A 24,765-nucleotide genomic window follows, 5' to 3' on the forward strand; every position below is an offset into this window, starting at 1 on the left:
GTTTACCTGTAGCCGGAGGGTTTGTGTGGGTGGCGCGAGCGTTGCCGTTCAGGGTGAACGGTCTTCGATCAACGCCTTCAAAGCCAGCGCATCGGCCGTGGCGGCACCGCTGGCGGTGTTATCGAAGATGCACCAGATACCCTTGCCTTCGGCATTCGCGCGCCGCAGGTTCTGAGCAAGCTGTTGCAGCCAAGCCGCTTCATAGGCGCTGTGATAAATCCGTGGCGAGCCATGCAGGCGCCAATAGTGCAGGCCTTGCCAGCCGCCCGGCGCGGTATCGGTGCTGATCCTCGATGGATCGACCACCGCTTGGGCAATCTGCAGATCCACCAGCATGGCCTCAGCGCCAGTCCACGATTCGTGTCGCGGTTCCAGCACCACGCGGCCCTGGAAGCGCTCGCGCAGGGCACGAAAAAACGCCTCGGCCACCGGCGCATCGAACGCCAGTTTCGGTGGCAGTTGCACCAGCAGGCAGCCGAGCCGATCACCCAAGCCCTGGCACTGCCCGAGAAACTCATCGAGCGCGGCCGCGCTGTCCGCCAGCCGCTGCTCGTGGGTAATGAGCTTCGGCACTTTGACTGCGAAGCGAAAGTCCGGCGCCACCGAGTCGGCCCAGCGCTCATAAGTCTGGCGTCGATGCGGACGATAGAACGAGCTGTTGATTTCCACACAGTTGAAGCGCGCGGCGTAGCGTTGCAGATGCGTGCCTTCGGCAGGGAATGCCGGCCAGTGCTCGCGCCCGAGACTCCAGCCGGCGCAACCGATGAATATCGCTGGTTCGTTCAAGCGCACACCGTCATTTCTTGCCCGGCAACACGGCGCCCAGCACCTGCTTGGCGGTCTGCACGATCACCCCGGCTTCGTCCGGATCGCCTTTGAGCAACGTCGTGGCAAATTTCTTCGCTTGCTCAAGCTTGATATGCGGCGGCAGCGGCGGCACGTTCGGGTCGGTCTTGAACTCGATCAGCACCGGCACTTCCGAGGCGAGCGCCTGCTCCCATGCAGACGCCACGTCTTCTTCGCGATCCACGAAAATGCCCTTGAGACCAATGGAAATCGCAAACAGGTGGTACGGCACGTCGGGAATGCTCTGCGACGCTTCGAACTTGGGATCGCCCTCCATCACCCGCTGTTCCCAGGTGACTTGATTGAGATCTTCGTTGTTGAACACCGCGCAGATCCATTTCGGGCTCTGCCATTGCCGCCAGTATTTGGCGACGGTGATCAGCTCGGCCATGTTGTTCATCTGCATCGCGCCGTCGCCGACCAGGGCAATGACCGGTCGCTCGGGAAAAGCGAATTTTGCTGCGATCGCATACGGCACCGCCGCGCCCATTGAAGCCAGACCACCGGACAAAGAGCATTTCATGCCGCGACGGATTTTCAGATCTCGGGCATACCAGTTGGCGCACGAGCCGGAGTCGCTGGTGATGATTGCCTGCTCGGGCAAGCGCGGTGACAACTCGTAGACCACCCGTTGCGGGTTGACCGGATCGGCTTTGGCCATGGCGCGTTTTTCCAGGGTTTTCTCCCAGCTGCTGCGCCAGCCTTCGATCTTCTTGCGCCATTTGCTTGAGGTCTTCTGATCCAGCAGCGGCAGCAACGCGGCGAGGGTTTCCGCTGAATCACCGACCAGATTGACCTCCATCGGATAACGCAGGCTGAGCATGTCCGGCTGCAAGTCGATCTGCACGCCGCGCGCCTGGCCTTCCTTGGGCAGAAACTCGGAATACGGGAAGCCCGAGCCGATCATCAGCAAGGTGTCGCACTCGCTCATCAGCTTGTAGCTGGGCTCGGTGCCGAGCAGGCCGATGCTGCCGGTGACCCACTGCAAATCGTCGGGCAACGCTGCTTTGCCCAACAGGGCTTTAGCAACACCAGCGCCGAGTTTTTCCGCTACCGCGATGACCAGATCGGTCGCCTCCAGCGCGCCGGCACCGACCAGAATCGCGACTTTCTCGCCACTGTTCAGTACCTCGGCGGCGCGTTGCAGATCGGCCGCATACGGAACGACTTTCGGCTTGCTGTATCCGACGCCGGAATGCGCAGTGCCATGGGCGCGCGCCGGTTGTTCGTAAGGCAGATCCTGCAAGTCATTGGGCAGAATCAGCGCAGTGACGCGGCGCTCGCCGACGGCGGTGCGCACAGCGCGATCAAGCAGATGGCGCACTTGCGAAGGCGCCGAAGCCTGCTGCACAAACGCACCGGCGACATCCTTGAACATCGACACCAGATCCAGCTCTTGCTGGTAGTGACTGCCCAGCGCCGTGCGAGCTTGCTGGCCGACGATGGCCAGCACTGGCATGTGGTCCATACGCGCATCGTAGAGGCCGGTGATCAGGTGCGAAGCACCGGGGCCGGAGGTAGCGATGCACACGCCCAGCTCGCCGGTAAACTTGGCGTGGGCCGAGGCCATGAACGCAGCCATTTCCTCGTGTCGCGCCTGGACGAATTCGATCTTGCCTTTGGCTCGGCTCATGGCGCCGAACACGCCATTGATGCCATCCCCCGGATAGCCAAAAATCCGCGTCACGCCCCACTCGCTGAGCCGTTCAACCAGAAAATCCCCTACTGTCATCGTCATCTTGACCCTCGCCATTTACCGCTGCATGGACATGTAAGGGTCTGGACAGTGCTCTGCGCGATGAAGTTTCGCTGGATTGCGCGGGCACGGGCTCAGGCGCCGTGTTTGCGCGCAAATGTTTTTTTGAGGCGAGCTCCCTGCTCTGTGGTCGATTGAGAAATGATCGAAGGAGGATGGGCCATGACCGAAGTACAAACCCTGCTGCTGAAACGCAATGACTGGGTGCCGAACAATCCGCGTCTGCCGGTGCTGATCTACCGCAGCGCGGTGGCCATTGAGGGCGACGATCCGGCGGCGCGCTTCGAGCAGACGTTCGGTGCCAATGGCTGGCCAGCGCAATGGCGCTACGGCATTTATGACTATCACCACTACCACACCGAAGGCCACGAAGTGCTTGGCGTGGCGGCGGGTCAGGCGCGGTTGATGCTGGGCGGGCCTGATGGGCAGGAGGTGGACGTCAGTGCCGGGGATGTGCTGTTGCTGCCGGCCGGGACCGGGCACTGCAATCTGGGATCAAGTGAGAATTTTCTGGTGGTGGGTGCTTATCCGCCGGGGCAGCAGGCGGATATTTGCCGGGCCGCGCCGAGTGATGCGCAGTTGGCGCGGATTGCGGGGCTGGCGTTTCCTGAGACAGATCCGGTGCAGGGAGTCGGGGGTGCGGTTGGGCAGTATTGGATTTGATGGCTCACTCCTACAAGGGATTCGGGTTGGGGGCTGGCACCCGCCGGAAATTTTCCCTACGGTGTCTACCTGTTCTCTCCCAGCATCGACGAGGTCCGTTTCATGAGCAACGCGTCTTACGTTCCGCCCAAGGTCTGGAAACACGAAGCCCCTTCTGGTGGCCACTTCGCTAGCATCAACCGCCCGGTCGCCGGGCCGACCCACGACAAGGAACTGCCGGTCGGCAAGCACCCGTTGCAGCTGTATTCGCTGGCCACGCCCAACGGTGTCAAGGTCACCATCATGCTCGAAGAGTTGCTCGCGCTTGGGCACAGCGAGGCTGAGTATGACGCCTGGCTGATCCGCATTGGCGAGGGCGATCAGTTCTCCAGCGGCTTTGTCGAGGTCAATCCCAATTCGAAGATTCCGGCGCTGCTGGATCGCAGCGTCGAGCCACCGATCCGGGTTTTCGAGTCCGGCTCGATCCTGCTGTACCTGGCGGAAAAGTTCGGCGCCTTGCTGCCCAAGGATCCGGCCGCTCGCACCGAAACCCTCAACTGGCTGTTCTGGCAAATGGGCTCGGCGCCGTATCTGGGTGGTGGCTTCGGGCATTTCTATGCTTATGCGCCGGAGAAGCTCGAATACCCGATCAACCGCTTCACCATGGAAGCCAAACGGCAGCTGGATGTACTCAACCGCCGTCTCGCCGACAACGCCTATCTGGCCGGCGACGATTACACCATCGCCGACATCGCCGTATGGCCCTGGTACGGGCAACTGGTGCGCAACAACGTTTACTCGGCGGCGGAATTTCTCGCGGCGCACGAGTACACCCATGTACAGCGCTGGGCGGAAGAAATCGCCAAGCGGCCGGCGGTCATGCGTGGGCAGCGAGTGAATCGCACCTGGGGCGATGAAGACAGCCAGGTGCCGGAGCGGCATGGGGCAGAAGATCTGAATTGAACCAGACGCGGTCTGTCTGACCGACCACCAGGCAAAAACTGTGGGAGCGGGCTTGCTCGCGAAAGCGTCGTGTCATTCAACAAATGTGTCGGCTGACACGACGCTTTCGCGAGCAAGCCCGCTCCCACATTCGTTTCCACTAGAGCATCGATTCAATTGTGAAAAAATCATTAACTCACTGACCCGTACGGGTTTATTCCCCAAGAAACTTCCTACATACTAATGCGAATAATTCTTACATGCACTCGCATCAGTTTCGTTTGGGTAATTTTGGGGAAGCAGATAGATGTCGTTTCACACCCTCCACCGCCGTTCAAATCTTTCACCTAACCTGCTCGCGATCGCCATCGGCATGGCGAGCATCGCACCTGTGCTGGCCGAGGAAGCTGCCTCCACTGCACCCGCGAACGGCCCGCTTGAACTGCAGGCGACCGAAATCGGCGCCACGCAGATGAGCAGCACCACCGAAGACACACAGTCCTACACCACCGGGCCGATGCAGACCGCCACCAAGCTGTCGCTGACCATGCGCGAAACGCCGCAGGCGGTGACGGTTATCACCCGTCAGCGCATGGACGACCAGAACATGACCAGCGTCAACGACGTGGTGCGTGGCACGCCGGGGCTGTTCCTCAGCGAGGCCAGCGGTCCGGGCCGACAGACTTACAAGGCGCGCGGTTTCGACATCGACAACATCATGTACGACGGCCTGCCCAGCTCGTATTCGCCGTTCACTCTGGCCGTGCAACCGAACCTGGCGATGTTCGACCGGGTGGAAATCGTGCGGGGTGCGACCGGTCTGGTCACCGGTGCCGGCAACCCGTCGGCGGCGATCAACATGGTGCGCAAGCGCCCGACCGCCGACCAGCGCGTGACGCTCACCGGCGCCGCCGGCAGTTGGGATGACTACCGTGGTGAAGTCGACGCCTCGAGCCCGCTCAATGACAGCGGCACGCTGCGTGGCCGCGTGGTGACTTCGTATCAAGGCGCCGACAGCTTCCGCGACAAGGAAGAAAACGATCACGGCTTGTTCTACGCCATCGGTGAAGCCGACCTGAGCGACAGCACCACCGCGACCCTCGGCTTCTCCCGGCAGAACGATCAGACCAACTATTTCTGGGGCGGCCTGCCGATCGGCGAAAACGGCCACCACCTCGACCTGCCCCGCTCCACTTACCCGGGCACCGATTGGGAAAACCGCAAGCTGCAGGTCGACACCGTGTTCGGTGAAGTCGAACACCGTTTCGACAACGACTGGAAACTGCACCTCGGTGGCTCGACGTCGACACTCGAGGGTGAATTCTCCGGCACGTACCTGTCACGTTACGACGGCCCGCTGGAAACCACCGCCTACCAGTCGCATCACACCGACAAGCAACGCGCCTTTGACGGTTTCGCCAGCGGCCCGTTCGAAGCCTTCGGCCGCACCCACGAATTGGTGGTCGGCGCGAGCAATCGCGTGCACGACGCCACCACCAAGGAATACTCGCCCTACGACACCGGCCTGCCGATCGCCGCGCCCAAGCCTGACTTCGTGCGCAGTGGCAAGTCGCGCAACGTCACCACTCAGGACGCGGTTTACCTGACCACCCGCTTGAGCCTCGCCGACCCGCTGACGCTGATCCTCGGCGGTCGTCTGGACTGGTATGACTACGACGATCGCAGTGCCGACGGTGACTTCAAAGTCACACGCAACCTGACCCGTTACGCTGGCCTTATCTACAAACTCGATGACCATCACTCGGTCTACGCCAGCTACACCGACATCTTTACCCCGCAGACCCAGAAAGACCTCGGCGGCAAAGTGCTCGAGCCGATCGTCGGTGAAAACTATGAAGTCGGCATCAAGGGCGAGTATTTCAACGGTGCGCTGAATGGCAGCCTCGCGGTGTTCCAGATGGACCAGACCAACCGCGCCACCCAGGCAGCGACCCAGCTTGGCTGCCCGGAACTGACCTGCTACGAAACCTCCGGCAAGGTCCGCGCCCAAGGCGTGGACATGGAACTGCAAGGTGCGCTGACCGAGCAATGGCAAGTCGGCGCCGGCTACACCTACACCCGCGCCCACTACATCAAGGACGAAAACCCGGCCAACAATAATCAGAAGTTCGACACCGACATGCCGGAGCATCTGTTCAAGGTTTCCACCGTATACCGCTTCAAAGGCCCGCTGGAAAAACTGCGCGTGGGCGGCAACGTCTACTGGCAGAGCCGGATGTACAACGACATCGCCCTGGCCAACGGCGGCAGCTACCGGCTCGAACAGGGCGGCTACGCGGTTACCGACCTGATGGCCGGTTATGAGGTCAACAAGCACCTCGACCTGCAGGTCAACGCCAACAACATTTTCGATCGCACGTACTACTCCTCCATCGGAAGCGATGTGACGTGGGGCTCGACCGACAACTACGGCACGCCGCGCAGCTACATGATGACGGCCAAGTACAAGTTCTGATCGATAACGATCAGCGCTTGACACACAGGGCGCCGGGAGTTTTCCCGGCGCCTTTTTTTGCATGTTCATTAGGCACGACCGGCAATTACCGATAGTCTTTGTCGACACTTTCGCGAAGCGCCGGCCATGCCCCAGACAGATTTTTCCTCCGACCTCCAAGCCATCGGCAGCATTGACGCTGTGCCGGTGATTCTGAGCATGGTCAAGCACATGACCGGCATGCGCTTCGCCGCCGTCGCGCGGGTCACCGAGAGCAAGTGGATCGCCTGCGCCGTGGATGACTCGATCGACTTCGGGCTGTTGCCCGGCGGAGAACTGGTGCTTGAGTCGACGATTTGTCATGAAATCCGCCAGCATCATCAACCAGTGATCTTCGGCCACGCGAGCCAGCATCCGGTGTTCTCCTCGCACCACACGCCGAAAACCTACGGGCTGGAAAGCTACATCTCGATTCCCATCATCAAGGCCAACGGCGAATTCTTCGGCACGCTGTGCGCCATCGATTCGGTGCCGGCCAATCTCGATGACTCAGCCATCGAAAAGACCCTCACCCTTTTCGCCCAGTTGATTGCGATGAGTCTGGATACCCAGGGCCATTTGCACGCAACCAAAACCGCGTTGGCCGACGCCAATGAAATGGGTCGCCTGCGCGAGCAATTCATCGCCGTACTGGGCCACGACTTGCGCACGCCACTCAGCGCCATTCGCATGAGCGCCGACCTGCTGCAAAGCAAAGCCGAGGACAAGCGCTCGCGCACGCTGCTATCGGCGATCCGCACCAGCTCGGTGCGCATGGGCGTGCTGATCGAAAACATCCTCGACTTCGCCCGGGGTCGTCTTGGCAGTGGCATTCCGGTGCAGCGCAAACTGGTCGACGATTTGCAGCAAACGCTGCGCCAGACCCTTGAAGAAATCCAGGTGGCGTACCCGCAGGCGAAGTTTATTGATTCGCTTGAGGTGCCGGCCGGGGTCTATTGCGACCCGCTGCGCATCAGCCAGTTGTTGTCGAATCTGCTGGGCAACGCCGTGACCCACGGTTCCACCGCCGAACCGATCGTGCTCAAGGCCTGTGCCGAGGGCGACGAGATCGTTATTTCGCTGACCAACCAGGGCACGCCGATCCCGCCCGCGCTGATGCCGCTGCTGTTCGAACCGTTCTCGCGTTCCGAAGCGGGTCAACGCAACGAAGGGCTGGGACTGGGCTTGTACATCGCCGGGCAGATTGCCAATGCGCACAACGGCACCTTGAGCGTGACTTCCGACAGCGAAGCAGGCACCTGCTTTGTCGCGCGCTTCCCTGCCCGCTTCAAGTGGGTCTGAGCGCCGCTCTAAGTGTTCAGTGGCGTCTGCGGCGTGTCGGGGTTGAGCTGGCGACGGCGAAACTGACCCGGTGGCTGGCCATGAATCTGGCGAAAACGCCGGGAGAAATACGCTTCATCGGCAAACCCGCACAGCCGCGCCACTTCGCCCACCGAGCGCGTACTGTTGAGGAGGAAATTGCGCGCCGCGTGCATGCGCCGCTCCAGCACCAGCTCGGTGAAGGTCTTGCCGATTTCCTTGCGCAGCCAGTGCGTCAGGTAAGTCGGTGACAGATAAGTCGCAGCTGCAACCTTGATCAGATTGAGATCAGGATCGGCGATGTTCTTCCGCAAATACTCGAACATTCGGCTCAAGGCGTCGCGACGGCTGTTCTCGGCCGCATTCTCTTCTGCCAGGCGCTTGAGCGGCTCGGCGTAAAGAAAACACACGCTGCCAATCATTTGCAGCAACAAGCCCTTGAGCATTTCGCGCGTACCGAACTGACGGTTCTCATCAAGACTGCGCATCTGCTCGATCAAACCACAGACCTGAGCGAAATCCTCATCGCCCAGAATGAAATCCAGGTGTTCCTGAAAGCGGAACGGCGACAGCTCCGGCGCGAGCAGGATCGACACCTCTTCCAGGTCCATCGGGTCGCATTGCAGGTGCGGCAAGAGGAACGTCTGGGAAAAATTGATGACGATGAAGCTGCTGTCCTCGGGATGCGGAATCACATGCACCCGGTGCGGCAGAATGAACGCCAGAGTGTTGTGCGGGAACGGCCGCTGCACCCCGCCGATGTGCTGCACCGTGTCACCACCGAGGTTGATCTGGATCTGGAAATACTCGTGCCGGTGAGGAGCGGTTTCGGCGCGCCGGCCCTTCTTGTCGCGAATGTAGAAATCGGTCAATTCGCTGCGTTGCTGCATGACGTAGGTCGGAATACGGCTGGGTGAAGACATGGGCGGGAAGTCCTCCGGGCAGTGAGGTGGCGCTTGTCATCTTGCAGGGTCGAGCGCTAAGCAGCAATGAGTCATACGATGACGGTGGCGCCAGGCTTATTTTTTGAAAGAGCGCTCGCGATTCGCCTGTCCAAAAACAGAATCGCTCTGAAAAACCACCAATCCGTTCATATTCAGATGCTTACTGACTAATTCAGATGTTGATTATCAAGACAAATCGTATTTATTTTTTTGGACAGGTTCGCCCAACCCGCTTTTTTGAAGAAAAAACGTTCTAACCCATCGGTTGATTTAGAACCGTTGTACGACCACTGTAATGACCAACGCAGCCCAACCTCTTTCAAAAACAATCAAAGGTGCGCACGTCATGATCCTGCTATTTCCCCTCGCCGCCCCGCCCGACCTTCCCTTCGAGCCAATCGCAGAAAGTCGTTCCTGAACGTCTGAAACCCGCGCTGCAACCCGTTCGATTGCCTTGCTCCACACGTTGCGGGCAACGGCATCGGCTGCTCGAAAAATCTCGACTCTTCTAACAATAACGAGGTCTCCGCATGTCCAACTCCCATTCCTCAAGTGCCACTGTCCCGCCGGTGATAGCCGGCGCACGCGATGCGGTTACGGCGCAGCGCCTGCCAACGCGGCGGCGCTGGTTCATGCTGTCGTTGCTGCTGATCGCGACGATCATCAATTACATCGACCGGGTGAACATCTCGATCGCCGCGCCATTCATGGCCAAGGATCTTGGCCTGGACAAGATCGAGATGGGCCTGATCTTCTCTGCATTCGCCTGGACTTATGCGCTGGCGCTGGTGCCCGCCGGATTTATTGCCGATCGGTTTGGCTCGCGCTTTACCTACGGCGTATCGCTGATCAGCTGGTCGACCGTCACCGTTTGCCAGGGGTTCGCGACGGGATTTGCCTCGCTGTTCGGCCTGCGCCTGGCGGTCGGCGCCATGGAAGCCCCGGCCTTCCCGGCCAACAGTCGTGCCGTGACGGTGTGGTTCCCGGCGCGGGAACGCGGAATGGCCAGCAGTATTTATGTGTGCGGCCAGTACCTCGGCACGGCGCTGTTCACCGGCGCGCTGTTGTGGCTGGCGACCACCTTTGATTGGCGCCACGTGTTCTATAGCACCGGCGCGCTTGGCATCGTCTTTGGTGTGTTGTGGCTGTACCTGTATCGCGATCCGCTGAACTGCAAAAAAGTCAGCCAGGAAGAATTGAAGTACATCGAAACAGGCGGTGGTCTGGTCAAGAGCAGTCAGGAGCGCACCCGTTTCAACTGGCGGCAGATTGCCGAGTTGTTCAGCTATCGGCAGATCTGGGCAATCTGCATCGGCAAGTTCGCCAGCACCTCGGCGCTGTACTTCTTCCTCACCTGGTTCCCGACCTACCTGATCGAAGAACGCAAACTGACCATGATCAAGGCCGGGATCTTCGCCGTGCTGCCCTTCGTCGGTGCCACGGTGGGGATTCTGCTGGCCGGCATCGTTTCCGACCTGCTGATCCGTCGCGGCTACTCGATGTCGTTTGCGCGCAAGTTGCCACTGGTGGTCGGTTCGATGCTGGGCATGTCGATCGTGCTGGTGAATTTCACTGATTCCAACCTGATCTGCATCGCCGTGCTGACCATCGCCTTCTTCGCCCAAGGCATCGCATCCTCCTCGTGGGCGGCGGTGTCGGAAGTGGCGCCGAAAGAGCTGATCGGCCTCACCGGCGGGATCACCAGCCTGGCCGCGAACATTGGCGGCATCGTCACGCCGATCGTGATCGGCGCCATCGTTCACGCCACCGGCACCTTCGCCTATGCGTTCTGGTTCATTGGCGGCGTGGCGCTGATCGGCACCCTCTCCTACTCGTTGCTGCTCGGGCGCCTGTACCGCATTGAGCTGAAGGCGCGCTGAGCGCAATAACCCGGATTTGTCCAAACGCAGGCGGCTTTCGTCCAACTTCGCCGATGCCAGCCGCCGTACGCTGCCCTTTCAAACAGGATGACCCGCAGGATGAACATGACCGAATACGTCTTTACCCCGGATCTGCCCGTGACCTTGCCGGTGCTCGGCACCGAGCAGCGCTTCCCCGTTGGCCGGGTGTTCTGTGTCGGCCGCAACTACCCATGGCCGGACTCTCAAGGCCAGTCGCGCCAGCCGCCAGTGTTTTTCATGAAACCGGCAAGCTGCGTGGTCGATGCCGTCGGCGACGTCGCCTTCCCCTCAGTGTGCGAGGACTTCGTCCACGAAATCGAACTGGTCGTCGCCATCGGTGAAGGCGGCGCGAATATCCCTGAAGATCAGGCTCTGGCCTACGTGTGGGGCTACGCCGCCGGCCTCGACCTGACCCGCCGCGATGTGCAACGCGCAGCCAAGAGCAACGGCTTGCCGTGGGAAGGCGCCAAGGTGTTCGACGGTGCCGCGCCGATGACTGCCGTCGTCCCGGTGAGCCGCAGCGGCCATCCCGAGGGCGAATTGTGGCTGAACGTCAACGGCGAAGAACGTCAGCGCGACAACCTCGACAGCCAGATCTGGTCGGTCAGTGAAGTGATCGCGCGCATTTCGCAATCGGTGGCCCTGCGCGCTGGCGACCTGATCATGACCGGCAGCCCCGCCGGTGTGGATGGCCTGCAACCGGGCGACGTGATCAGCGCCGGCATAGACGGCATCGGCCACCTGGAAATGCGCGTCGGCCCACGGCCCTGATTCCAGCGGATTGAGAAAAAAGGAGAACAACACTATGACGACCTCTTTGAAAGTTGCGCTGGTCACCGGCGCCGGCAGTGGCATCGGCCGCGCCGTGGCGCTGGGCCTGATGGCGGACGGTTTCATCCTCGTGCTCGCCGGACGCCGGCCCGAGCCCTTGCAAGCGCTGGTCGAACTGGCGCAGAGCCAGGGTCATCAAGCCTTGGCCGTGCCCACCGACGTGCGTGATCCGGCCAGTGTCGATGTGCTGTTCGCGACCATTGCCGAGGTCTACGGGCGCCTCGACGTGGTTTTCAACAACGCCGGCGTCAACGCCCCCGCCGTGCCGCTGGATGAACTGACCTTCGAGCAGTGGCGCAACGTGATCGATACCAACCTCAACGGCGTCTTCCTCTGCGCCCGCGGCGCGTTCGGGCTGATGCGCAAACAACAGCCGCAGGGCGGACGGATCATCAACAACGGTTCGATTTCCGCACACACCCCGCGCCCGTTCAGCAGCGCCTACACCGCGAGCAAACACGCCGTGCTCGGCCTGACCAAATCGCTGGCGCTGGACGGCCGCGAATTCAACATCGCCTGCAGCCAGATCGACATCGGCAATGCCCTGACGGAAATGTCGGTGCGCATGACCAAAGGCGTACGCCAGGCCAACGGCAGCATCGCCGTCGAGCCAATGGTCGACGTCAAACACGTCGCCGACGCGGTGCGCTATATCGCCGGGCTGCCGCTGTCGGCCAACGTTTTGAACATGACCGTCATGGCCAGTGCCATGCCGTTTGCCGGCCGCGGTTGAGCCGGCCTTTTTATTGCGTAACGAGGTAGCCATGAAGCCAGAAATCCTGCAACTGAGCCCGATCCTGATCCCGGAAATCAACGCGCGCCTGGAAGAACTGTTTACCGTGCGCCGCTACTTCCAGCAGACGGACAAACCCGCCTATATAAAGGAACACGGCGCCACCATTCGCGGCGTGATCACCGGCGGCCACACCGGCATCAGCCAGGCGCTGATGGCGCAACTGCCGAACCTGGAAGTGGTCGCGGTCAACGGCGTTGGTACCGACGCCGTTGACCTCGCCTACGCCCGCGACCGCGGCATCCGCGTCACCGCCACCATTGGCGCACTCACCGAAGACGTCGCCGATCTCGCCATCGGCCTGCTCATCTCGGTGTGTCGCGGCCTGTGCACCAGCGACCGCTACGTACGCTCCGGCCAATGGCCGCAAAGCCCAGCCCCTCTCGCGCCCCTGCCGCTGGCGCGGCAAGTGTCCGGCATGCGCATCGGCATCGTCGGCATGGGCCGCGTCGGCCGCGCCATCGCCACCCGCGCCGCCGCCTTCGGCTGCCCGATCAGCTACACCGACCTGCAACCGATGAACGACGTCCCGCACACCTTCGTCGCCGACCTCAAACAACTGGCCCGCGACAGCGACGCCCTGATCCTCGCTGCGGCGGCGGACAAGGGCGAAGCGATCATCGACGCGCAAGTGCTGCAAGCGTTGGGCAAGGACGGTTATCTGATCAATGTCGCCCGGGGCAAACTGGTGAATGAGACGGATCTGGTGGCCGCGCTTTCAGCGGGAGCGATTGCCGGGGCTGGGCTGGATGTGTTTGTCGATGAACCGACTGTGCCTGAAGCGTTGTTTGCTAATGAACAAGTGGTGCTGCAACCGCATCGGGCCAGCGCCACCTTGCAGACCCGCACGCGGATGGGGGAAATGGTGGTGGCGAGTCTGGTTGATACGTTTGCGGGGAAAGTGCCAGTTGGGTGTGTGACGGGGTGAACCGGTTCTGGAACGCTGTTCGTGATCGCGGCACATACCGCCTTCGCGAGCAGGCTCGCTCCCACAGAAAAGCAAAAGCAAACCAAGCAGGCCGTCCCGCCACCCAACACGATGAGCGTTAGCTCGAGTAAAGCTTTTGATCCTGGAGCCCGTCGGCAGGCTGAGTGGAGGGATTGATCCGGGGGTGGGAGCGCAGCGACCGTTCGACGAAGTCGAACACAGCGGAAGGAGGTGCAGCGAAGCAAACCGTAGCCGCTGCGCCCGGATCGATCCCGGAGCGAAGGAACCCCGAGCTCCAGCGAGCGGGCCGAACGTCAGGGCGAAGACCTTTTGGTTCCTTTGGGCTGGGCCGGCATTCCGGCGTTTGCCAAAAGGGACTCGCCGTAAGGGCGAAACCGCCAGCCGCAACACCCAAAAAAACGGCTATTCACCCAAAACCCCCAAAGCATGGTCGGCCCAGGCCGCCAAGACCAAAAAAAAGCCCCACAACCGAAACCAGTGTGGGGCGAAAAAATTGGTTGGTTGCGGCCAACCAAAGGAGCTCTGTCAAGAAACCATCCGGGCGCTCAGATCAAATGCACTCCTGAGCGGCCCGCTCAAAACTCGACGGCAACAAATTCGACGCCAGCAAATGCCGCTCATAAATGAACACCTTGCCGCCCTTCCCCGCCTTGTACGCCTCCAGCACGTTATCCGCCGCGACCTTGCTCGGCACCACAATCCGATAACTGCGCTGACTCTGCGAAACCGTCGGATTCAACGCACTGCCCTGCAGCTTCGGCACTACGCATTCGGCGAACTGCGCTGGTGTCTTGCTGGTCTGCAAAGTCAGGGTCGGATCGTTCGGCGCCGAAGCGCAACCGGCAAGCAACAGGGAAACAAAAGCCATGGCAGGCACGAATAAAGGACGCATCGGGGTAATCCTGAAAATAAAGGTTCGGTTCAACCGGCAACGGTTCGACTTCACGGCGCCGCCGTTGCCATTTACGTTTTAAGAGTCAGCTCGACGCCACCAGGGCCTTGAGCGACACATCGAATTGCTTCAGCGCATTGAGCTGCAGGTCACGCTGCTGATTGATCTGCGCGGCAATATGCGGCGCCGCCTGGTTATGCACCCAGACCGAAGGCAACTCTCGCTCGATCGCCCCCTCGGCCTTGCCGATGTACTGCAGATCGGCGTCGTAGAACCGTGCCGAAAAGCGCGCCTCGACCAGACTATTGCGCTGGGTCAGCAAGCGATTGAAGGTGTCGAGCTTGACTACCACGTCCGGGTGAGCCTGAAGCAGGTCATCCAGGTTGTCGTAAACGATGACCGAGACGAACTGCTGCTGCAGTGAACTCACCAGCCAGTCCAGCGCCAGTTGCGGGTCGGAGCTGCCGATAAAGGCGTCGCGGATTCGCGAATCCAGTGCGTCTTTTGCGCCGTTCAGCGCCATGTCGTGGTAGCGCTCCAGGTATTGCAGGTTCTGCAAAGTGTTTTCGCTCAACAACACACCTACAGTCTGTGTGTGCTGCAGGGCTGAGGCGCTGGCGGCGATAGGTTGCAGGTGACACGACCGGGCGTCGTCCGCGTAAGCCGGTGCAACCATCACCCCGCCCATCAGCAGGGCGATCATTGCCAGTCGAGTCAGAGTTTTCATCGCGCAATTTCCTTGAGCTGCGTCTTCGATGGAGGCGATTTTCCGCCCAACGCCGACAAAGCAGAACTTGCGTTTCTTGATGGTCACTATTACTTCTAGCAATAGTTGCTTGACGAGCTGACTGATGCACACTCGACCTGCCTGGAAAATATGATGAGGGTCTCGCCTTGAGAACGTTTGATCTGATCCGTGATGCCGTGCTGCCCGAATATCGCGAGCGCGTGGCGGAATACCTGATCCAGTACGAAACCGTCCTGCTGGACAAAAACATTCGCGATGCGCAATTGGTTCGCGACACTGGCCAGCAATTGCGCGGTTACCTGCGCGGGCTTAACACCACGCGAGTGCTGGGCATGGCCTATTGGGAGGAGCTCGATCGCCGCGTTGTAGACACTTGGCTGACCGTGCAAGAGTGACAGCTGCAACGCCAGTGGTCTGCCGGACAACGCGCCCCCTGCGAAAAACCTGACCAAACGCTTACAATCGCAGGCCTATTGCCATACAGACAGGCCTGCCCGGAAATGCCGCTCGACCCGCCAACGATGCTGACCATCACAATCGCCCTCGCAGCCGCTGCCGCGCTGTACCTGGCGGTCGAATGGCGCAGCATCCGTGAGCCTTCGCTCCTGTTCTGGAGCGCCGGTTTCGCCACCATCACCCTCGGTTCTACCCTCGCCTTGCTGCGCAGCAGCGGTTTTATGCTGCTGGGCATCTGGTTCGCCAACGGCCTGTTGGTGACCGCGCATTTCTTTTTCCTGCTGGGTGTGGCGCGCTTCACCCAGACCCGACTGTCGCCGGCGTGGTACCTGATTTTCGCGACGTGGCTGATCATGTTGCTCTTGCCGGAGGGGCCGTTGTGGTCGAAAGCCATGCTGGTGGCCAACTCGCTGCTGGTAGCCATTCCCACGCTGAAGGCCAGTTCGCTGCTGCGTCCGCACGGCAAGTCATTGAGCGTCGGCGCGGTGCAACTGCGCTATGTGCTGCTCGGCCACGGCCTCTTTTATGTGGCCAAGGCTTTGACCGTAGTGATCCCCGGTACGCTGATCGATCTGGCGGCGTTTCGCGGCGAGATCATTCAGATCTCACTGGTCGAAGGCGCGATGGCGATCATGTTGATTGCTCTGTCGATGACCGGCACCGAGCGATATCGCCGGGAAAAGCAGATCGCCCGCCTCGCCGAGCGCGATCCGCTCACCGCCCTTTACAACCGCCGCGCCCTGGAAAAACGCACGCCACGCCTGTTGGCCGGTGTATCCGCGCAAAGACCGGGTGCGCTGCTGTTGATCGATATCGACAACTTCAAACTGGTCAACGATCAGTACGGGCACATCGCCGGCGACCGCTTGCTGATTGCCTTGAGCGAGATGATCCGCGCCCAGCTGCCGGCCAATGCGCTGACTGCGCGCTTGGGCGGCGATGAGTTTTTGATGCTGCTCAACAACGCGTCGGCCGAGGCTATCCTTGAACTGGGCAATGCCTTGCGCGAACAGTTTCTGGCCTTGGCGTCGCACAGCTATCCCACGTCCGCTGCGGTGACCTTGAGCATCGGCGCCACCCTGTTCGACAAACCACTAGCCAGTCTGGATGCGCTGATCGAACTTGGCGATGCCGCGCTCTACGAGTCCAAACGCGGCGGACGCAACCGCGTGCGCCTGTCCGGCCTCGCCACTCCAGGATGAACTCAACCATGACCAGCCACGACACCCCGCTGCAAGATCTCGCCGCCCCCGAAGGCGTTTGTTACGGCTGCGGCGGGCGCAACCCGCACGGCCTGCACGTCAAAAGCCGCTGGGACGAAGACGGCAGCCATGTGGTCGCCGAACACTTGCCCGAAGCCCATTATTGCGGCTGGCCGGATCTGGTTTACGGCGGGCTGATCGCCATGCTGGTCGACTGTCACTCCAACTGGACCGCCATGGCCTGGCACTATCGCGCGCAAAACCGCGAAGCCGGCAGCCTGCCACGCATCGACTGCGTCACCGGCAACCTCGGGATCAAGTTCATCAAACCGACACCGATGGGCGTACCGCTGCTATTGCGCGCGCGGGTTGAAGGTGAAGTCGGGCGCAAGACCCGGGTGATTTGCGAGGTGTATGCGGGGGAGGTGCTGACGGCAGTGGGCGATTCGGTCTTCGTGCGGGTGGATACGGGGCAGTTGGCGGATGCAGCGCATTGCCGCTGAGCTTGGCTCGATCTGTAGGAGCTGCCGAAGGCTGCGATCTTTTGATCTTGCTTTGGTCAAAAAAAATCAAAGTCAAAAGATCGCAGCCTTCGGCAGCTCCTACATTTGGATCGCCTGCTCTCAACGCGACAAGGTTGTCGCATTCGCCCGCGCCGCATGCAGCTTTTTATAGCTCTCGATCAAGCGCAAATGCCGATCCAGCCCTTCCAGCTTCATGCTCGTCGGCGTCAAGCCGTAAAACCGCACACTGCCATTCACCGAACCGATCGCCGCGTCCATGCGCTCGTCGCCAAACATCCGGCGGAAGTTGGCTTCGTAATCCTCCAGCTCCAGGTCGTCATCCAGCTGCATCTCCAGCACCACATTCACAGCCTGATAAAACAAGCCGCGCTCAACGGTGTTGTCGTTGTACTGCAGGAACGCCTCAACCAGATCCTTGGCCTCGTCAAACTTCTGCAACGCGAGATAGATCAGCAAGCGCAGTTCCAGGATCGTCAGCTTGCCCCACGGCGTGTTGTCGTCGAACTCAATGCCGATCAGCGTGGTGATGTCGGTGTAGTCATCCTGTTCGCTGCGTTCCAGGCCCTGAACCAGGTTGCGCAGGCCGACCTTGCTGAGGTTGTGCAGGTTGAGGATGTCGGCGCGAAATTGCAGGGCTTTGTTGGTGTTGTCCCAGATCAGGTCTTCGATCGGGTAGATCTCCGAGTAGTCCGGCACGAGGATGCGGCACGCCTTGGCACCGATGTGCTCGTAGACCGCCATGTAGACTTCCTTGCCCATGTCTTCGAGGATGCCGAACAGGGTCGCGGCTTCTTCGCCGTTGGAGTTTTCACCTTCGCCGGAGAAGTCCCACTCGACGAATTCGAAGTCTGGTTTGGCGCTGAAGAAGCGCCATGACACCACGCCGCTGGAATCGATGAAGTGCTCGACGAAGTTGTTCGGCTCGGTCACCGCCTGCCCGGAGAACGTAGGCTGCGGCAAGTCGTTGAGGCCTTCAAAGCTGCGGCCCTGCAGCAGTTCGGTCAGGCTGCGTTCCAGCGCGACTTCCAGGCTCGGATGCGCGCCAAACGAGGCGAAAACGCCACCGGTGCGCGGGTTCATCAGGGTCACGCACATCACCGGGAATTCACCGCCCAGCGAGGCATCCTTGACCAGCACCGGGAAGCCCTGTTCTTCCAGGCCCTTGATGCCGGCGAGGATGCTCGGGTATTTCTCCAGCACCTGCTGGGGGACGTCCGGCAGGGCCATTTCGCCTTCGAGAATTTCGCGTTTGACCGCGCGCTCGAAGATTTCCGAAAGACACTGCACCTGCGCTTCGGCCAGCGTGTTGCCGGCGCTCATGCCGTTGCTCAGGTAGAGGTTTTCGATCAGGTTGGAGGGGAAGTACACCACTTGACCGTCCGATTGGCGCACGAACGGCAATGAGCAGATGCCGCGCTGGGTGTTGCCGGAATTGGTGTCGTACAGGTGCGAGCCGCGCAGCTCGCCGTCGCGGTTGTAAATGCCGAGGGTGTAGTCGTCGAGAATCTCGCCTGGCAATTCATCCTTCGGCCCCGGCTTGAACCACTGCTCATCCGGGTAATGCACGAATTCGGCGTTGGCGATTTCTTCGCCCCAGAACTGGTCGTTATAGAAGAAATTGCAATTGAGGCGCTCGATGAACTCGCCCAGCGCCGAAGCCAGCGCGCCTTCCTTGGTCGCGCCCTTGCCGTTGGTGAAGCACATCGGCGAATGCGCATCGCGGATATGCAGCGACCAGACGTTCGGCACGATGTTGCGCCACGAGGCGATCTCGATCTTCATGCCAAGGTCGGCAAGGATCTTCGACATGTTGGCGATGGTCTGTTCCAGCGGCAGGTCTTTGCCGGCGATGTAGGTGCCTGCCTGGGAATCGGACTGCGGCATCAACAAGGCCTGGGCATCGGCGTCGAGGTTGTCGACTTCTTCGATGATGAACTCGGGGCCCGTCTGGACCACTTTCTTGACGGTGCAGCGATCGATGGAGCGCAGGATGCCCTGGCGATCCTTGTCGGAAATATCGGCGGGCAATTCGACCTGGATCTTGAAGATCTGGTTGTAGCGGTTTTCCGGGTCGACGATGTTGTTCTGCGACAGGCGAATGTTCTCTGTCGGGATGTTGCGGGTGTCGCAGTACAGCTTGACGAAGTAAGCCGCGCACAAGGCCGACGACGCCAGGAAGTAGTCGAACGGCCCCGGTGCCGAGCCGTCGCCCTTGTAGCGGATGGGCTGATCGGCGATCACCGTGAAGTCGTCGAACTTGGCTTCAAGTCGAAGGTTGTCGAGAAAGTTGACCTTGATTTCCATGCGGGATTACCAGAATACGGCTAAACGAATGGCGGCCATTATCCGGTTTTTGTGCGCGAAGTCTCGCCCTTTCGGGATTCGCCGCTGACCGGCGCTGCTGGAAATCTCGCAAGATTCGCTACACTTTGAACAAATCCCGGCGATGCCAATAACATCAATCTGAACATTGTGCCCGCGCCATTGTTCTAGATTCAGAAGACACCGGATCAAGGACGAGCACATGGCCGTAACTCACGCTACGCCGCCAATCCCCACCCCACAACGCGCTGTGACCCGTCGTTTGGCAATCGCCGTGGGCGCGTTGTTCGTCGCCGGCGTGATTGCCGCCATCAGCACCTTGCTGGGCATCGCCAAGTCCCTCGATGCCAAAGACCTGGAACAGAACCAGTTCTATTCCGTGCGCGCCGTGGAAAACCGCATCACCACTTCGAAAAACTACATCACCAGCTACGCCTACTGGACGCGAGCCTATGAGGCCTTGAGCGGGCCGATCGACGTCAACTGGGCCTACACCGAGCAGAACATGGGCAAAACCATGTTCACTACCGACGGCTACGACGGCGTATTTGTCCTCGACCGCAATCGCACCAAGTACGCGGTGATTCGCGGGCAGATGGTCGAAACCGACGTCTCCACGGTGCTGCAAGCGCCCGCCCCGGCGCTGGTCGAGCAGGTGCTGAGCCAGCCTGATCTGACCAAGCCGGTCAGCAGCTATTCGCTGTTCGAAGGCTGGCCCGCGCTGATTACCGCTGCGGCGATCATTCCCAACGATGAACGACCGCTGGACGAACTGCGCAACACTTCCGTGCTGGTGTTCGTCGACAAGCTGACTCCGACCAAACTGCGCAAGATCGGCGCCGGTTATGGCCTGACGAACCTGACCCTGGTCCCGGACGACACCATTGAAAAAGGCCATCCAAGCGTGCCGCTCGACAGCACCGGGTACAGCCTGGTCGCCGACCTGCAACGGCCCGGTCAGCAATTGTTGTGGACGCTGGTGCCACCGCTCGGCGCGACGTTTCTGGTGCTGATGTTGCTGACCGCGTACTTCTTCCGCCACGCCTTGCGCTCGTCGCAATACGTCGACAACAGCATTGAAGCGATGCAGGCCTCGAATCAGGCGCTCGAAGCGGCCAATCATGCGCTCGAAGCCAGTGAAGAACGCTTTCGCGCCGTGGCCGAAGCAGCGTCGGACTGGATCTGGGAAGTGGATGGTCAGCTGTCGCTAACCTACCTGTCAGCGCGTTTCAGCGAAGTCACCGGCTATCCGCAGGCCTTTTGGCTTGGGCAGAACATCGGGGAGTTGCTGACCTGCGATACCACGCCGCTGGCGTTGTGGCTGCGCAAACTGAGCGATGAAAACAGTGCCGGCGACTTACGCTGCACCTACCGTGACGAGTCCGGGCAGCCGCGTCATTGTCGTCTCTCTGCGCGGCCGATTTTCGACAAGAACAGCGTCGGCGGATATCGGGGCACCGCCAGCGACATCACTGACGAAGTTGCCGCCCATGCGCAGATCCAGCATCTGTCGATGCATGACGCCCTGACCGGTCTGCCCAACCGCAACAAGCTGGCGCGTTATCTGGATGAAGTTCTGCTTTTGAAGGAACACGCACCGCCGCTGTCGCTGCTGATGATCGATCTGGACAACTTCAAACCGATCAACGATTCCCTCGGCCATCCGGCCGGTGACGCGGTGCTCCAGGAAGTCGCCACGCGTCTGCGCGAATGCACCCGCGAGCACGACATCGTTGCGCGCCTGGGCGGTGACGAGTTCGTGGTGGTGCTCAACGGCATGGACAGCCATCACGAGATCGACAAATTCTGCACACGCTTGATCGGCAGCCTCCATCAACCGATCAATTACGAGCACCATCCCTTGCATATCGGCGCCAGTATCGGCATCGCCCTCAGCCGTCGTCACGGCTTCGTCGCCAGCGATCTGATCCGCTATGCCGACATTGCGTTGTATCAGGCCAAGTCCGACGGAAAAAATACGTGGTGCTACTTTGAAGCGCACATGAGCGACCAGATCCAGACGCGCCGGCAGATGGAAGATGACTTGCGCCACGCGCTCAAGCACAACGAATTCGTCCTGCACTATCAGCCGCGCTACAAGGTCGACGGCAAGCACATCGTTTCAGTCGAAGCGCTGGTGCGCTGGCAGCATCCGACCCAAGGATTGCTCGGGCCGGACGTGTTCATTCCGCTCGCCGAGCAGACCGATCTGATCGTGCCGCTGGGCCGCTGGGTATTGCGCGAAGCCTGCGAAACCGCGCTGGACTGGCCGCCTGACATTCTGCTGTCGGTCAACCTGTCGCCTGCACAATTTGCTTTGAGCGATGTGGTCGAGGACGTTCGCCAAGTACTGGTCGATACGCGTTTCCCGGCCAGTCGTCTGGAGCTGGAGATCACCGAGAACGTGATGCTCAACGACACCGATGGCGCGCTGACCACCATGAACCAGCTCAAAGAACTCGGCGTACGCCTGAACATGGACGACTTCGGCACCGGCTATTCGTCGCTTGGATACCTGCGTGCTTATCCATTCGACGGTATCAAGATCGACAAGCGCTTTATTGCCTCGATCAGCAGCGGCACCAATGACCGTGCCGTGGTGCAGGCGATCATCGGTCTGGGCAAAGCCATGGGTTTAACGGTGACTGCCGAAGGCGTCGAGACCGAGGAACAACTGGCGATTCTCGGCAAGGACCAATGCAATGAGGTGCAGGGCTACTTCATGAGCCGGCCGATCGACAAGGCGGCTTTTGCTGACTTGTTGCGGGCTTCGAGGCTGTCGCCGATGGGCAAAAAAGGTCGGGTGACATGAAGTTCAGCCGTTGACCGCAACGCGCACCTTGCCGCTGAACACGCGAAAGCCGAAGGTGTTGTAAGCCAGAGTGATCGGTATGAGCACGGCGAAGCCGACCAGCATGAAGATCTGACTGTTCGGGCTGGAAGCGGCTGCGCTCAAGGTCAGATCCGGCGGAATGATGAAGGGATAGAGCGCGGCCAGCATCACCGCGAAGGCCAGCACGAAAACGCCCAAGGCGGCGAACAGCGGGATGAAGTCAAAGCGGCTGCGAAAGCCTTTGGTGAACATCATCGATAAAGCGCCGAGGATCAATCCTGCTGGCAACCACAGGCGAATATCGGCAAGCCGCCGAGCGTATTGCGGCTGCAACGTAGCCGTCCATGCGATCAACACCAGCAATAACACCGTGACAACCACGGCCAAGAGGCGGGCCTGGCGTGCCGAGTGCCGCTGCAGTTCATCCAGGGTGCGCCAGTACAACCAGCAAGTCCCCAGCCATAGGTACCCCAACACCAGCACCAGGCCACAGAAAACCGGGAACGGATTCAACCAATCGAGGCCATCGCCAATGTACTGACCGCCCTGATGCGCAACGCCTTGCACCAGGGTGCCGAGCACCATGCCCTGAACAACACCGGTCAGCAACGAAGCCAGCGCAAACACGCCGTCGACGATTCTTTTGCATTGTCCGTTCGCTGCGTAGTCGCGAAACTCCAACGCCATGGCCCGCGCAATCAATGCGAGGAACATCACGATAAAAGGCACATACAGCGCCGGCAGCAAGATCGCATAAGCCAACGGAAACAGCGCCAGCAGCCCACCGCCGCCGAGCACCAGCCAGGTTTCGTTGGCATCCCACACCGGCAGAATCGTCACCGCCATCGCCCTGCGCTGCTGGCTGCAGCCGGTCAGGCCCATGAGCATGCCGACGCCCAGATCGGTGCCGTCGAGCAATACGTAATTCATCACCGAAAACGCCAATGCGGCGGCGCACAACAGCGTCAGCCAGTCCGTGTCCATGTCTGTGATTCCTCAGTGCCCGGTTTCGTCGGCAAGCGTGGGCTGCGGCCCCGGTTGGTCCTGCTGCGGCGGCTCACGCAACAGGCGCAGCAGCACCCACAGGCCGATGCCGAAGATCAGCAGATAGAACAACAGAATCAGCCACGTCGAGGCGATGACTTGAGCCCTGGACACCGACGACAGACTGTCCGCCGTGCGCATCAGTCCGTAGACCGTAAACGGCTGCCGTCCCACTTCGGTGACCACCCAGCCGCTGAGCATCGCGACAAATCCGGCCGGCGCCAGCAGCACGCAAGCGCCCAGCCACCCGCGCGCCGTGAACAGGCGATTGCGCCGACGCAGGAAGAGGCTGACCACGCCCTGCCCCAGCATCAGCAGCCCCAGCCCGACCATCAGCCGGAACGCGAAAAATACCGGTGCCACTGGCGGGATGTCTTCAGGCGGGAATTCATCAAGCGCGGCGATGGTGCTGGTCAGGTCATGCTGCAAATACAGCGAACCGACCCGGGGAATGGCGACTTCCCAATGATTGCGCCGCTCTTGCCTATCCGGCCAGGCGAACAGCCGCAGTGGCTCCCCGGCCCCTTGCGCGGGGCGCGTCCATGAAGCTTCGATTGCCGCCACCTTCTGCGGCTGGGCCTGCAGGGTGTGTCGGCCATGCAGATCGCCGACGACAATCTGCACCGGCATCAGCACCGCAATCACCCACAGCGCCATGGAAAATTGCAGGCGAGCGCGCGGGTTTTCCGAAGCCTTGCGCAACTGCCAGGCGCTGATCCCGGCAACCAGCGTCGCACTGCCGATAAACACGGCAAGCAGCATGTGCGCCAGACGATAGGGAAACGAGGGGTTGAAGATGATTGCCCACCAATCCTCGGCCAGATAACGTCCATCCGCGCCAATCGAATAACCGGCGGGGGTTTGCATCCATGAGTTGGCGGACAGTATCCAGAACGCGCTGATGACTGAGCCCACCGCCACCGCGCAAGTGGCGAAAAAGTGCAGACGGGGGCCGACCTTCTTCAGGCCGAACAACATGATGCCGAGAAACCCCGCTTCGATGAAAAACGCCGCCATCACTTCATAGAACATCAGCGGCCCGAGGACATCGCCGGCCTGCACCGACAACCGCGACCAGTTAAGGCCAAACTGATACTCCAGAATCAATCCCGACGCCGTGCCCACCGCGACGTTGAGCGCAAACACCTTGAGCCAGTAGCGATAAACGTCCAGATAAACCTGGCGCCCGCTCTTCAACCACAACGCCTCCAGCACCATGAGAAAATTCGCCAGACCGATGCTGAAAGCCGCCAGCACGATGTGGAAGCTGATCGTGATCGCGAACTGGGCGCGGGCCGCCATCAGGGCCGAATCGACAGGCTCCAT

At 60.7% G+C, this 24,765-nt stretch carries 20 protein-coding genes; 12 read left to right on the forward strand and 8 right to left on the reverse strand.

The genetic code is table 11. The features are described from left to right. Window positions 1–48 precede the first annotated feature (48 nt). Both ACIGDJ_RS02365 and ACIGDJ_RS02370 read right to left on the reverse strand, forming a co-directional pair. Window positions 49–786 (reverse strand): DUF72 domain-containing protein, encoded by a 738-nt coding sequence (locus ACIGDJ_RS02365; protein ID WP_178081240.1) that lies wholly within the window; start codon window positions 784–786, stop codon window positions 49–51. A 10-nt stretch (window positions 787–796) separates the two neighbouring features. Beyond that, complete coding sequence (locus ACIGDJ_RS02370; protein WP_397478242.1) at window positions 797–2,584, reverse strand: thiamine pyrophosphate-requiring protein; 1,788 nt, start codon at window positions 2,582–2,584, stop codon at window positions 797–799. A gap of 180 nt (window positions 2,585–2,764) precedes the next feature. On the opposite strand from ACIGDJ_RS02370, the gene ACIGDJ_RS02375 reads away from it, so the two are divergent. From ACIGDJ_RS02375 to ACIGDJ_RS02390, 4 genes are all read left to right on the forward strand, one after another. Beyond that, entirely contained in the window at window positions 2,765–3,265 is a 501-nt protein-coding gene (locus ACIGDJ_RS02375) for a cupin domain-containing protein (RefSeq protein WP_397478243.1), read from the forward strand. A 102-nt stretch (window positions 3,266–3,367) separates the two neighbouring features. Continuing rightward, window positions 3,368–4,207: a glutathione-dependent disulfide-bond oxidoreductase gene (gene yghU / locus ACIGDJ_RS02380; RefSeq protein ID WP_397478244.1), complete on the forward strand. Its 840-nt coding sequence runs from the start codon at window positions 3,368–3,370 to the stop codon at window positions 4,205–4,207. A 286-nt stretch (window positions 4,208–4,493) separates the two neighbouring features. Then, entirely contained in the window at window positions 4,494–6,662 is a 2,169-nt protein-coding gene (locus tag ACIGDJ_RS02385; protein ID WP_397478245.1) for a TonB-dependent siderophore receptor, read from the forward strand. Between the two features lie 126 nt (window positions 6,663–6,788). After that, window positions 6,789–7,982: an ATP-binding protein gene (locus ACIGDJ_RS02390; protein WP_397478246.1), complete on the forward strand. Its 1,194-nt coding sequence runs from the start codon at window positions 6,789–6,791 to the stop codon at window positions 7,980–7,982. Window positions 7,983–7,990: 8 nt separating this feature from the next. Here the strand turns inward: ACIGDJ_RS02390 and ACIGDJ_RS02395 are convergent, their stop codons facing one another. Further along, window positions 7,991–8,923, reverse strand: coding sequence for an AraC family transcriptional regulator (locus ACIGDJ_RS02395; RefSeq protein WP_397478247.1), 933 nt, complete (start codon window positions 8,921–8,923; stop codon window positions 7,991–7,993). 551 nt (window positions 8,924–9,474) lie between these two features. Here ACIGDJ_RS02395 and ACIGDJ_RS02400 point away from each other — a divergent pair. The 4 genes from ACIGDJ_RS02400 (at window position 9,475) to ACIGDJ_RS02415 (ending at window position 13,397) form a co-directional block, all read left to right on the forward strand. Continuing rightward, the gene (locus ACIGDJ_RS02400; protein ID WP_312998854.1) at window positions 9,475–10,824 is read left to right on the forward strand and encodes an MFS transporter; all 1,350 of its coding nucleotides are present in this window, start codon (window positions 9,475–9,477) and stop codon (window positions 10,822–10,824) included. A 99-nt stretch (window positions 10,825–10,923) separates the two neighbouring features. Continuing rightward, complete coding sequence (locus ACIGDJ_RS02405) at window positions 10,924–11,616, forward strand: fumarylacetoacetate hydrolase family protein (protein ID WP_397478248.1); 693 nt, start codon at window positions 10,924–10,926, stop codon at window positions 11,614–11,616. Between the two features lie 34 nt (window positions 11,617–11,650). Next, window positions 11,651–12,409 (forward strand): SDR family oxidoreductase, encoded by a 759-nt coding sequence (locus ACIGDJ_RS02410; RefSeq protein WP_397478249.1) that lies wholly within the window; start codon window positions 11,651–11,653, stop codon window positions 12,407–12,409. Between the two features lie 31 nt (window positions 12,410–12,440). After that, the gene (locus tag ACIGDJ_RS02415; RefSeq protein WP_397478250.1) at window positions 12,441–13,397 is read left to right on the forward strand and encodes a 2-hydroxyacid dehydrogenase; all 957 of its coding nucleotides are present in this window, start codon (window positions 12,441–12,443) and stop codon (window positions 13,395–13,397) included. 571 nt (window positions 13,398–13,968) lie between these two features. Here ACIGDJ_RS02415 and ACIGDJ_RS02420 read toward each other — a convergent pair. Beyond that, the gene (locus ACIGDJ_RS02420) at window positions 13,969–14,310 is read right to left on the reverse strand and encodes a hypothetical protein (protein ID WP_101162316.1); all 342 of its coding nucleotides are present in this window, start codon (window positions 14,308–14,310) and stop codon (window positions 13,969–13,971) included. An 85-nt stretch (window positions 14,311–14,395) separates the two neighbouring features. Beyond that, window positions 14,396–15,037, reverse strand: coding sequence for an ATPase (locus ACIGDJ_RS02425; protein ID WP_101162318.1), 642 nt, complete (start codon window positions 15,035–15,037; stop codon window positions 14,396–14,398). Between the two features lie 167 nt (window positions 15,038–15,204). Here ACIGDJ_RS02425 and ACIGDJ_RS02430 point away from each other — a divergent pair, with 167 nt between their 5' ends. From ACIGDJ_RS02430 to ACIGDJ_RS02440, 3 genes are all read left to right on the forward strand, one after another. After that, window positions 15,205–15,453: a hypothetical protein gene (locus tag ACIGDJ_RS02430; protein ID WP_101162320.1), complete on the forward strand. Its 249-nt coding sequence runs from the start codon at window positions 15,205–15,207 to the stop codon at window positions 15,451–15,453. Between the two features lie 105 nt (window positions 15,454–15,558). Then, entirely contained in the window at window positions 15,559–16,716 is a 1,158-nt protein-coding gene (locus ACIGDJ_RS02435) for a GGDEF domain-containing protein (RefSeq protein ID WP_397478251.1), read from the forward strand. A gap of 8 nt (window positions 16,717–16,724) precedes the next feature. Beyond that, window positions 16,725–17,219 (forward strand): PaaI family thioesterase, encoded by a 495-nt coding sequence (locus ACIGDJ_RS02440; RefSeq protein WP_397478252.1) that lies wholly within the window; start codon window positions 16,725–16,727, stop codon window positions 17,217–17,219. A 120-nt stretch (window positions 17,220–17,339) separates the two neighbouring features. On the opposite strand, the gene ACIGDJ_RS02445 is transcribed toward ACIGDJ_RS02440, so the two are convergent. Continuing rightward, window positions 17,340–19,544 carry an OsmC domain/YcaO domain-containing protein gene (locus ACIGDJ_RS02445; RefSeq protein ID WP_101162325.1) on the reverse strand — a complete coding sequence of 735 codons (2,205 nt, stop codon included), beginning with the start codon at window positions 19,542–19,544 and terminating at the stop codon, window positions 17,340–17,342. A gap of 220 nt (window positions 19,545–19,764) precedes the next feature. Here ACIGDJ_RS02445 and ACIGDJ_RS02450 point away from each other — a divergent pair, with 220 nt between their 5' ends. Further along, window positions 19,765–22,374 carry an EAL domain-containing protein gene (locus tag ACIGDJ_RS02450; RefSeq protein ID WP_101162327.1) on the forward strand — a complete coding sequence of 870 codons (2,610 nt, stop codon included), beginning with the start codon at window positions 19,765–19,767 and terminating at the stop codon, window positions 22,372–22,374. A gap of 3 nt (window positions 22,375–22,377) precedes the next feature. Here ACIGDJ_RS02450 and cydB read toward each other — a convergent pair whose 3' ends face one another. Continuing rightward, the gene (gene cydB, locus ACIGDJ_RS02455) at window positions 22,378–23,379 is read right to left on the reverse strand and encodes a cytochrome d ubiquinol oxidase subunit II (protein WP_397478253.1); all 1,002 of its coding nucleotides are present in this window, start codon (window positions 23,377–23,379) and stop codon (window positions 22,378–22,380) included. A gap of 12 nt (window positions 23,380–23,391) precedes the next feature. After that, window positions 23,392–24,765: a cytochrome ubiquinol oxidase subunit I gene (locus ACIGDJ_RS02460; protein ID WP_101162331.1), complete on the reverse strand. Its 1,374-nt coding sequence runs from the start codon at window positions 24,763–24,765 to the stop codon at window positions 23,392–23,394.

The organism is Pseudomonas sp. NPDC079367 (assembly GCF_044542195.1).
Lineage (GTDB): Bacteria > Pseudomonadota > Gammaproteobacteria > Pseudomonadales > Pseudomonadaceae > Aquipseudomonas.